Here is a 10,342-nt window from a genome sequence, read left to right as displayed (position 1 = left end):
GAACCCGGAAGCTAAGCCCTCCAGCGCCGATGGTACTGCGACCGACAGGTCGTGGGAGAGTAGGACACCGCCGGAACACCCGACCACCCCCACACACGCACCACCACAAAAGGGGCGAGACTCCCACCCCCGGGAGCCTCGCCCCTTTTCTTGTGTGCGCACGTTCTGTCCGCCGCCGGGAGTCTCCGACTACGCCGAACGGTCGGAGAACCGCGTCAGCGCGATACGGAATCGTCCACACCTCGTCAGTTCGTCCACAGGGCACCATTCGACGCTCCCGCTGTCCGCTTCCCGCGGGGGACGCTTCTCGCAGCGGCCCGGGAATTCCTCCCGGCCGGAGCGAGCGGAGAGCGACGTGAACGAGACGATGGTGACGGTGACGGGCAACGTCGCCGGCGACGTGATCACCAAGCGGGTGGGCGCCAACCAGGAGCACCTGCTCGTGACCTTCCGGGTCGCGAGCTCGGAGCGGCGGTACGACCGGGCGACGGACACGTGGGTCGACGGCGATCGCTTCACGGCTTCGGTGACCTGCTGGCGTCGTCTGGCAGACGGCGCGCGTCTCCTGGTCAAGGGCGACCCGGTGGTCGTCACCGGGCGCCTGTCGGTGCGCGAGTACGAGGTCGAGGGCGTCCGGCGCTACATGACGGAGATCAACGCGACAGCGGTCGGCCCCGACCTGGCGCGGTGCACCGCGACCGTGAACCCGTGGCGGGCCGGCGTGAGCGAGAGCGTCGACGGTGCGGCCGCGGAGCAGCACGGCACCGAGGGTCTCCGGCCCGTCGAGGGCGAGGCGCACCGCACGGAGGACGGAGCAGGGCCCAGCGGCCCCGCCATCGAGCCCGTGACGGCGCACGACGCGGGTGCCGTGGCCGGTCCGGCCGACCCTGAGGACGCGGCGCAGGAGGGCGCGACGGTCACCGGGATCGCGGCCGGAGAACGTCGCCGGTCGGGCGCCGGCCGTGTGAGCGCCTGAACTGCCCCGGGGCCGGTGGACGCCGAGTCGTGCCAACTACCATCGAGGGCGTGGCTGAGTTCATCTACACCATGAAGAAGGTTCGCAAGGCGCATGGTGACAAGGTCATCCTCGACGACGTCACGCTGAGCTTCCTCCCCGGCGCGAAGATCGGTGTCGTCGGCCCCAACGGTGCGGGCAAGTCGAGCGTTCTGAAGATCATGGCCGGGCTCGACCAGCCCAACAACGGCGAGGCGTTCGCCGCCCCGGGGGCGTCGGTCGGCATCCTGCAGCAGGAGCCGCCGCTCAACGAGGAGAAGACGGTCCTCGGGAACGTGCAGGAGGGCGCCGGAGAGGTGGCCACGAAGCTCGCGCGCTACAACGAGATCGCCGAGCTGATGGCCACCGATTACTCCGACGAGCTCATGGAGGAGATGGGCGGCCTCCAGGAGGACCTCGACAACGCGGACGCCTGGGACCTCGACTCGCAGCTGCAGCAGGCCATGGACGCGCTGCGCTGCCCGCCCGGCGACGAGGCGGTCACCCACCTCTCCGGTGGCGAGCGCCGTCGCGTCGCGCTGTGCAAGCTGCTGATCAGCAAGCCGGACCTCCTGCTGCTCGACGAGCCCACCAACCACCTCGACGCCGAGAGCGTGCAGTGGCTCGAGCAGCACCTCGCGAGCTACGAGGGCGCTGTCCTCGCCGTCACCCACGACCGGTACTTCCTCGACAACGTCGCGGGCTGGATCCTCGAGCTCGACCGCGGCAGGGCGATCGGCTACGAGGGCAACTACTCGGTGTACCTCGAGAAGAAGGCCGACCGGATCGCGGTCCAGGGCCGCAAGGACTCGAAGCTGCAGAAGCGGCTCAAGGACGAGCTCGCCTGGGTGCGGTCGGGGGCGAAGGCGCGGCAGGCGAAGAGCAAGTCGCGTCTGGCCCGCTACGAGGAGATGGCGGCCGAGGCGGAGAAGACGCGGAAGCTCGACTTCGAGGAGATCCAGATTCCGCCGGGTCCGCGCCTGGGCAACGTGGTGGTCGAGGTGAGTCACCTCGACAAGGGCTTCGACAACCGGCTGCTCATCAAGGACCTGTCGTTCTCCCTGCCGCCCAACGGCATCATCGGCGTGATCGGGCCGAACGGCGTCGGCAAGACCACGCTGTTCAAGACGATCGTCGGGCTCGAGAAGCCGGACTCGGGCGAGGTCCGGGTCGGTGACACGGTGAAGCTGTCGTACGTCGACCAGGGCCGCGAGGGCCTGTCCGGCACCGACAACGTGTGGAAGGTCGTGTCCGACGGGCTCGACTTCATCCAGGTCGGCAACGTCGAGATGCCGTCGCGTGCCTACATCTCGGCGTTCGGCTTCAAGGGCCCCGACCAGCAGAAGCCGGTCAACGTCCTCTCGGGCGGCGAGCGCAACCGTCTGAACCTCGCGATGACGCTGAAGCAGGGCGGCAACCTGCTGCTGCTCGACGAGCCCACCAACGACCTCGACGTCGAGACGCTGTCGTCGCTCGAGAACGCGCTGGAGAACTTCCCGGGCTGCGCGGTCGTGGTCTCCCACGACCGCTGGTTCCTCGACCGCGTCTGCACGCACATCCTCGCGTGGGAGGGCACCGACGACCACCCGGCGTCGTGGTTCTGGTTCGAGGGCAACTTCGCCGACTACGAGGAGAACAAGATCCAGCGCCTCGGTCCCGACGCCGCCCGTCCCCACCGGGTGACCCACCGCAAGCTGACCCGGGACTGAGGACCGGGACGCGGTGGACGGGTCGGCGCGGGAGCCTGCGGACCACGGGCTCAGTGCGAGCGCGATCCTCGCGGTCGCCGAGGGCCTGCGATGGTCGGACCCGCAGCTGAGCGTCGCCCTGGCCGAGCACGTCGCGCGCTCGGCGGGGGACGACGCGGGGGCGCGCAGTGCCGCCGAGCGGTCGGCGGTGCTCGCGCTCGGGCAGTCGGACCGGGCCGCCGCGCTGATCCTGCGCGCGGTGCCGCAGCTGCGCGACGCGGAGCGCGAGGCCCGCGCCACCGACGCGGCGGTGCTCCGTTGCGAGCTCGCCCTCGCCGCGGTGCGGTGCGAGGAGGTCGACGCCGCGGAGGCCCTGCTCGAGCCGCTGGCCGCAGGCCAGGTGCTCCCCGCGGCGGTACGCGCCGACGCCCTGGTCGCCTGGGCCGCCGCGCGGGCGGCGCGAGGGGACGTGCCGGGTGTCGACGCGGCCGCTCGGCAGGTCGACGACGTCATCGGCACGCCGACCGAGGACGTCCGCCGGATCGCGGTCCAGCGGTCCCGGGCGCATGCCCGTCGGGTCGCCGGTGACGCCGCGGACGCCCTTGCCGTCCTCCGCGATGTCGCCGTCGACGAGCCCGGGGTGGCCGGTGGCCGCGAGACGGCCATGCTGGTCGCGGACCAGGTCGAGCTCCTCGCCGAGCTCGGTCGCGGCGAGGAGGCCCGCGAGACGGGCGCGCCCTCCCTCGCGGCGGAGCCGCAGGCCACGACGGCACTCGCGGTGGGACGTGTCCGGTGCGCGCTCGCGCGACTCGTGGCGCTGCCCGCCGGGGATGTCGACACCGCGGCCCAGCTGGCGCGCGAGGCGGAGGCGGACCTCGTCGCGCGCGGGCACGAGGCGCAGGCCGCCGAGGCGATCGAGGTGCTCGCCGAGGTCGCCGCCCGCCGGGGCGAGAGCCGGCTCGCGCTCGACGAACTGCGGCGCGCCTACGGGCACGCGACCGCGGCGCGCGAAGAGACCACCCAGGCCAGGATCGCCCTGGCCGTGGCCCTCGCGCAGCCCGCGGAGCCCCCGCCGGCCACGCGCGAAGCCGGGCCGGCGGAGCCCACCGACGGGCCCGCTCCGGACACCGATCCGCTGGCGGCGCTCCGGGCGTCCCTCGCCGCCTTCGACGCTGGGGGTGACGGCGGTGCGGACCGGCCGTCCCCGGCGGACGCGCTGAGCGCGGCGCTCGCGGCGACGGAGCTCGGGTCCTTCGAGGACCTCGGTGCGCGGCGGGACGGTGGATCCGCCCCCGGCGACCTGCCGGCGGAGCAGGGAACCGACCAGGACGCCGCCACGGAGCCTGCGCCGCGCCGCCGGCGTGGGCGCTACCGCGACGAGGACGACCCCGGGGAGGCACTCGCCGCGGCCCTCGCCTCGGCTCGCGAGGGAGGGCTCGGCGCGTTCGCCGCGCCGCCCGCCGGCGACGAGCCGCCGGCGCAGGACGGTGCGAGCAGCACGGACGGCGCGGTGCGGGACGGGGTGAGCATCGAGGACACGAGCGACGCCGCTGCCGAGGCGCGCAGCCGACGCCTCGCCCGGGCCCGCGCCCGGTGGGAGACGAGCGACTCGTTGCTGCCCCGTCGCCCGGAGTCGGCGAACGGATCCGACGGGGAGGTCGCGGCGAGCGCGCGGCCCGACCATGTCGACCACCGCCCCGCGGACGGCGGGGGGCACCGCCGCCGCGCGGACTCGCAGGACGGTGCCGGGCTCCGCGACGGGGACCGGACGCCCGGCCGCCGTTCCGGGCACTCCGAGGGCGCCGACGTCGCGGACGACCGCTCGCCCCGGAACGGCCACGGTGCCGTGGGTGGCGGCCGGGTCGTGCGTGAGGCCACCGGCTCGTGGGATGCCGATCGGGAGTGGTCGTCCGGCCTCGGCCGCGGCGAGTCGACACCGGTCCCGCCGGGTTTCTCGGGAGCCGACGCCCTCGAAGCCGACTTCCCCTGGGACGGCATCCGCGCCCACACCGCGGCGACCGGGAACGGTCATGTCAGCGGGCATGCACCCGGGAGCTCCCGGCCCGCGGACGAGCACCGCCCCGAGGACGACCGCGAGCACGACGGACGCCGCGACACGGGAGACCGTCGCGACACCGGGGACCGCCGCGACGACCGTCGCGACGAGCCCGTGACGGTCGCGGCGCGGTGGGGCGAGGCGCTCGGCGCCGTCCAGGGTGCAGGGAGCCCGCCCGGCGACGTCGACGACGAGTACCGGCGCGAGCTGGCGCTGACGCTCGTCGACCTGCTCAGCGAATACCAGGACGCGGCACCGCAGGCCCCCGCGGCGCCGACCCCGGAACCGTCCACCCAGCTCACCGGGCCTGCGCCGGCCACGACCGCGCAGCCCCGCCCGGGCGCGCCGCGCCCGGCCCGGAGCACCAGGAACGGGGTGCCGTCGGCGCGACGGGCGGACGACGCGGGGCCCCGCCTCGCCGACCTGCTCGCCGACGCCATGGACGCCTACCACTCCGCCGACCCCGGGGCGGGATCCCCGGACGACCGTCGCGCGCGTCGGTGACCGTCTGAACCGAGCCCACCAGGTCGATCCCTCGACCCCGTCGTCCGGACGGCGGCGGGCCGCAAGCGGATCGTTATGGTGGCGGGCGTGGACGCCCGGAGGTACGGCGACGATCCCCAGGCCGCGCCGGCGGTGGCTCGACGGCCTCTGACGCGCGGAGGCGGGGTATGACGACGAGCGCGGAGCCCGTCACCACGTCCGCCGACGCCGACGGCTGGCCCGCCGACCGCGGGGTCCTGCGCACCACCGCTGCCGAGCACACCCCGCCGGACTCGGCGCTGGGCGAGCTGGCGGTCGCCTACTTCGACCGGGTCCCCGACGGCGAGCTGGTCGACGACCCGAAGGACGCGCTGGCCACCGTCCGCGCCCACCGCAGCCTCGCGCGTCTGCGGGTGCCGGGGAAGCCGGTCACCGCGGTGCTCGACACCCCGGGCTCGGCGGGGCGGATCTCGGTGCTCGTCGTCACCGACGACATGCCGTTCCTCATCGACTCGGTGCTCGCCGAGCTCGACCGCACCGGCGCGAGCGTGCACCGCGTCGTGCACCCCGTGGTGGTCGTGCGCCGCGACGTGCGGGGCGAGCTGCTCGACATCCTCCCGCTCGCCGACCCCGCGGCCCCGCCGCCGGGCACGGTCGCCGAGTCGTGGATGAACATCGAGCTCGGCGACCTGCCGGGCTCCGACCCCGCGCGCGACCTCGCTGCCGACCTGCACGCGCGCCTGTCGAGCGTGCTCACCGACGTGCGCGAGGTCGTCGAGGACGGCGACCGGATGAACTCGACGGCGCGCGCGCTGGCCGACGAGCTGGACGGCGCGGGCGGCGACGCCGAGACCGCCGACACGGTGGCGCTGCTGCGCTGGTTCGCGCAGGGCAACCTGATCATGCTCGGGTACCGGCGTCAGGAGCTCGTCGACACCCCCGAGGGGCCGGCGCTGCGCGGCGTGCTCGCGACAGGCCTGGGGGTGCTGCGGCGGGACAGCCTCGTCGCCCGCACCCTCACCGCGAGCCCGGACAGCGTCAGCCCCGCGGGAACCGGCGGCGACACGTCGTCGCGGCGGCTGCTCGTGCTCACCCGCGCCAGCGCCCGCTCGACCGTGCACCGCCCCGAGCACCCGCTCTACGTCGGGGTGAGCATCTTCGACGAGGACGGCCGCCTCGTCGGCGAGCACCGGTTCCTCGGCATCCTGACGGTCGCGGCGCGCCACGCCGACGTGCTCGGCATCCCCGTGGTCTCGCGGCGGGTGCAGGAGGTCGTCGTCGAGGCCGGACTGCCCGTCGACTCGTGGTCGGGACAGCGCCTGCTGGAGGTGCTGCAGACCTACCCGCGCGCCGAGCTGCTGTGCACCGACCGCGCCTCGCTGGAGGCGACGGCGACCGGGGTGCTCGACCTCGCCGAGCGCCGCCGCGTCCGGCTGTTCCTGCGCCGCGACCCGTTCGGCCGCTACTTCTCCTGCATGATCTATCTGCCGCGCGACCGGTACACCACCGCGGCGCGCCTGCGGATGCAGGACGTGCTCATGCAGGAACTGCGCGGCACCGACCTGGAGCACACGGCGCGGGTCACCGAGGACCAGCTCGCCCTGCTGCACGTCACCGTGCACACCGGCCGCGAGGACCCGGTGACGCCCGACCTCGAGACGCTCACGAACGACCTGGCCGAGGCCGCGCGGACGTGGTCGGACCGTCTGCGCGAGGAGGCCAGCGGCGAGGAGCGGGCGGTCATCGCGGCGATCGGCGAGCCGTTCGCCGAGGCCTACAAGGAGGACTTCGGGCCGGAGCGCGGGCTGCTGGACCTGCGGATCCTCGAGGGCCTGGTCCCCGGCGGCAACGGCGAGCAGGGGCGCGACACCGCGGTCCGGCTCTACCGCCCGACCAACCCGGACGCGGGCGACCGGCGCCTCAAGCTCTACCTCGCGGGCCGGCGCGCGACGCTGTCGTCGGTGCTGCCGGCGCTGCAGTCCCTCGGCGTGGTCGTCGTCGACGAACGGCCCTACGAGGTCACCCGCAGCGACGGCGTCACGTGCTGGATCAACGACTTCGGCCTGCGCCTCGGCGCCCCCGACACCGTGCCGCCCGGCACCGAGCACGACCTGACCGAGCGGTTCGCCGAGGCGTTCGACGCCGTCTGGAGCGAGCTCGCCGGCGCCGACGGCTACAACGCGCTGGTCCTGCGCGCCGGCCTGACGTGGCGTCAGGCGACGGTCCTGCGGGCGTTCTCGCGGTACCTGCGCCAGATCGGCAACTCCTACGGGCAGAGCTACATCACCGACGTCGTCGGCGCGCACCGCGACGTCGCGGTGGGCCTCGTCGAGCTGTTCGAGGCCCGCTTCGACCCCGCCCTGGACGACGCGGAGCGCGACCGGCGCGTCGCCGAGGTCGACGGCCGCCTGACCGCCGCGATCGCCGAGGTGACGAGCCTCGACGCGGACCGCATCCTGCGCTCGCTGCTCGGGGTCGTGCGCGCGGTGCTGCGCACCAACTACTTCCGCACGCCGCGCCGGCCCTTCCTCGCACTGAAGCTCGACCCCGCGCAGGTCCCGGGTGTTCCCGAGCCGGCGCCGGCGATCGAGACGTTCGTGTACTCGGCCCGCGTCGAGGGAGTCCACCTGCGCTTCGGCGACATCGCGCGCGGCGGGCTGCGCTGGTCGGACCGCCTGCAGGACTACCGCACGGAGATCCTCGGGCTGGTCAAGGCGCAGGCCGTCAAGAACGCCGTGATCGTGCCGGTGGGCGCCAAGGGCGGGTTCGTCGTCAAGCGCCCCCCGGAACCGACCGGGGACGCCGCCGCCGACCGTGACGCCACCCGCGCCGAGGGCGTCACCTGCTACCGGATGTTCATCTCCGGGCTCCTCGACCTCGTCGACGACCGCGCCGGGCACGCCGCGCAGTCGGCGATCCACACGCCGGAGAACGTCGTGCGCTACGACGGCGACGACCCGTACCTGGTGGTCGCGGCGGACAAGGGCACGGCGACGTTCTCCGACATCGCCAACGGGGTCGCGGGCGAGTACGGGTTCTGGCTGGGCGACGCGTTCGCCTCCGGCGGCTCGGTGGGCTACGACCACAAGGCCATGGGCATCACCGCCCGCGGCGCGTGGGAGTCGGTGCGCCGGCACTTCCGCGAGCTCGGGCGCGACGTCGCGAGCGACGAGATCACCGTCGTCGGCGTCGGCGACATGTCGGGCGACGTGTTCGGCAACGGGATGCTGCTCTCCGAGCACCTGAAGATCGTCGCCGCGTTCGACCACCGGCACGTGTTCCTCGACCCCGACCCCGACCCGGCGGCGTCGTTCGCCGAGCGCAGCCGGCTGTTCGAGCTGCCGCGGTCGTCGTGGGCGGACTACGACACCTCGCTGATCAGCGACGGCGGCGGGGTCTTCCCGCGCACGATGAAGGCGATCCCGGTGTCACCGCGCGCCGCCGAGGTGCTCGGCATCGACGCGGGCGAGCTCGACCCGCCGTCGCTGGTGCGCGCGATCCTGCGCGCGCCGGCGGACCTGCTGTGGAACGGCGGCATCGGCACCTACGTCAAGGCGTCGACCGAGACGCACGCCGACGTCGGCGACAAGAGCAACGACGCGGTGCGCGTCGACGGCGACGAGCTCCGCGTCGCGGTGGTCGGCGAGGGCGGCAACCTGGGGCTGACCCAGCGGGGCCGCATCGAGTACGCGCGGCGTGGCGGGAAGGTCAACACCGACGCGATCGACAACAGCGCGGGCGTCGACTGCTCCGACCACGAGGTCAACATCAAGATCCTGCTCGACTCGCTGGTCGAACGGGGTGAGCTGGCGCCGGCCGACCGTGACGAGCAGATCGCGGCCACGACCGACGAGGTCGCCGACCTCGTGCTCGCCGACAACGTCAGCCAGAACGAGGTCCTGGGGGTGTCGCGCTTCCACGCGGCGCCGATGGCCCACGTCCAGGAGTCCCTCATCGACGACCTCGAGGCGCGGGGACGGCTCGACCGCGAGCTCGACGTCCTGCCCACGACCGAGGAGTTCGCCGCGCGCATCGCCGCGGGGGAGGGCCTGTCGAGCCCCGAGCTCGCGACGCTGATGGCGCACGTCAAGCTCGACCTCACCGACGCCCTCGCGGCGTCCGAGGTGCCCGACCTCGAGGTGTTCACGCGGCGCCTGCCGTCGTACTTCCCGGCGGTGCTCGCCGAGCGCTACCCGGAGGCGGTGTCGGCGCACCCGCTGCGCCGCCAGATCGTCACGACGATGCTCTCGAACGCCGTCGTCGACGGCGGCGGGCTGACCTACGTCCACCGGCTCGCCCAGGAGGTCGCGGCCACGCCGGGCGACGCGGTGCGCGCGTACCACGTCGCCACCACGGTCTTCGGGCTCGACGCCCTCGCCGCGGACATCGCGGCGGGGGACCGGACGCTGCCGACCCTCGTCGCCGACCACCTGACCCTCGCCCTGCGCCGCCAGCTCGACCGCGTCGCACGGTGGTACCTCACCCACCGCCCGCAGCCGCTGGCGATCGGTGCGGAGATCGCGCGCTTCTCGCCGTGGGTGGCGCAGCTCGCGTCCCGGGTGCCCGACCTGCTGCGCGGCAGCGAGGCCGAAGGGCTCGCGGAGCGCACGCAGGCGTTCATCGACGAGGGCGCGCCGGTGGAGCTCGCGCGCCGGGCCGTCGGCGGGCTGTACGCGTTCGGGCTGCTCGACGTCGTCGAGATCGCGGAGTTCGCCGAGCGCGAGCGGGGCGGGCTGCGCGCGGACGACGGCGAGGTCACCGACGACGAGATGTTCGCCGTGGCCGAGCTGTACTACGCGCTCTCCGAGCACCTCGGTTTCGACGCGCTGCTGACGGCGGTCGCCGGGCTCGAGCGCGCCGACCGCTGGCACGCGCTCGCGCGGCTGTCGCTGCGCGACGAGCTGTACTCCTCGCTGCGGGCGATCACGCTCGACGTCCTCGCGGACACCGGGTTCGACGAGACGGCCGACGAGAAGATCGAGCACTGGGAGCAGGCGAACGCGTCGCGGTTGATGCGCGCGCGCACCGCGCTCGCCGAGATCGCGAAGGTGGGTCGCGCCGACCTCGCGACCGTCTCGGTCGCCGCCCGCCAGATCCGCAGCATGGTCCGCTGACCACCCA

General features: G+C 74.2%; 4 protein-coding genes and 1 rRNA gene. All 5 read left to right on the top strand.

The window, feature by feature from the left end; all coding sequences use genetic code 11:
• Positions 1-76: ribosomal RNA gene (rrf, locus tag EV188_RS33265) — 5S ribosomal RNA — on the top strand; the annotation flags it as partial.
• Between the two features lie 279 nt (positions 77-355).
• A complete protein-coding gene (locus tag EV188_RS21575) occupies positions 356-976 on the top strand; it encodes a single-stranded DNA-binding protein (RefSeq protein WP_133828355.1) in 621 nt (206 codons plus the stop codon).
• A 50-nt stretch (positions 977-1,026) separates the two neighbouring features.
• Positions 1,027-2,703, top strand: a complete 1,677-nt coding sequence (gene ettA / locus EV188_RS21570; protein WP_133828354.1) for an energy-dependent translational throttle protein EttA — start codon at positions 1,027-1,029, stop codon at positions 2,701-2,703.
• A 13-nt stretch (positions 2,704-2,716) separates the two neighbouring features.
• Complete coding sequence (locus EV188_RS21565) at positions 2,717-5,242, top strand: hypothetical protein (RefSeq protein ID WP_133828353.1); 2,526 nt, start codon at positions 2,717-2,719, stop codon at positions 5,240-5,242.
• A 167-nt stretch (positions 5,243-5,409) separates the two neighbouring features.
• Positions 5,410-10,335 carry an NAD-glutamate dehydrogenase gene (locus tag EV188_RS21560; protein ID WP_133828352.1) on the top strand — a complete coding sequence of 1,642 codons (4,926 nt, stop codon included), beginning with the start codon at positions 5,410-5,412 and terminating at the stop codon, positions 10,333-10,335.
• Positions 10,336-10,342: the final 7 nt, after the last annotated feature.

It is taken from the genome of Actinomycetospora succinea (assembly GCF_004363095.1).
Lineage (GTDB): Bacteria > Actinomycetota > Actinomycetes > Mycobacteriales > Pseudonocardiaceae > Actinomycetospora > Actinomycetospora succinea.
This window is presented reverse-complemented; position numbering and strand designations above follow the sequence as displayed.

What these genes read in the sequence shown, in the direction of transcription:
- EV188_RS21560 (WP_133828352.1), top strand. Translation starts at nt 5,410, where the DNA reads ATGACGACGAGCGCGGAGCCCGTCACCACGTCCGCCGACGCCGACGGC.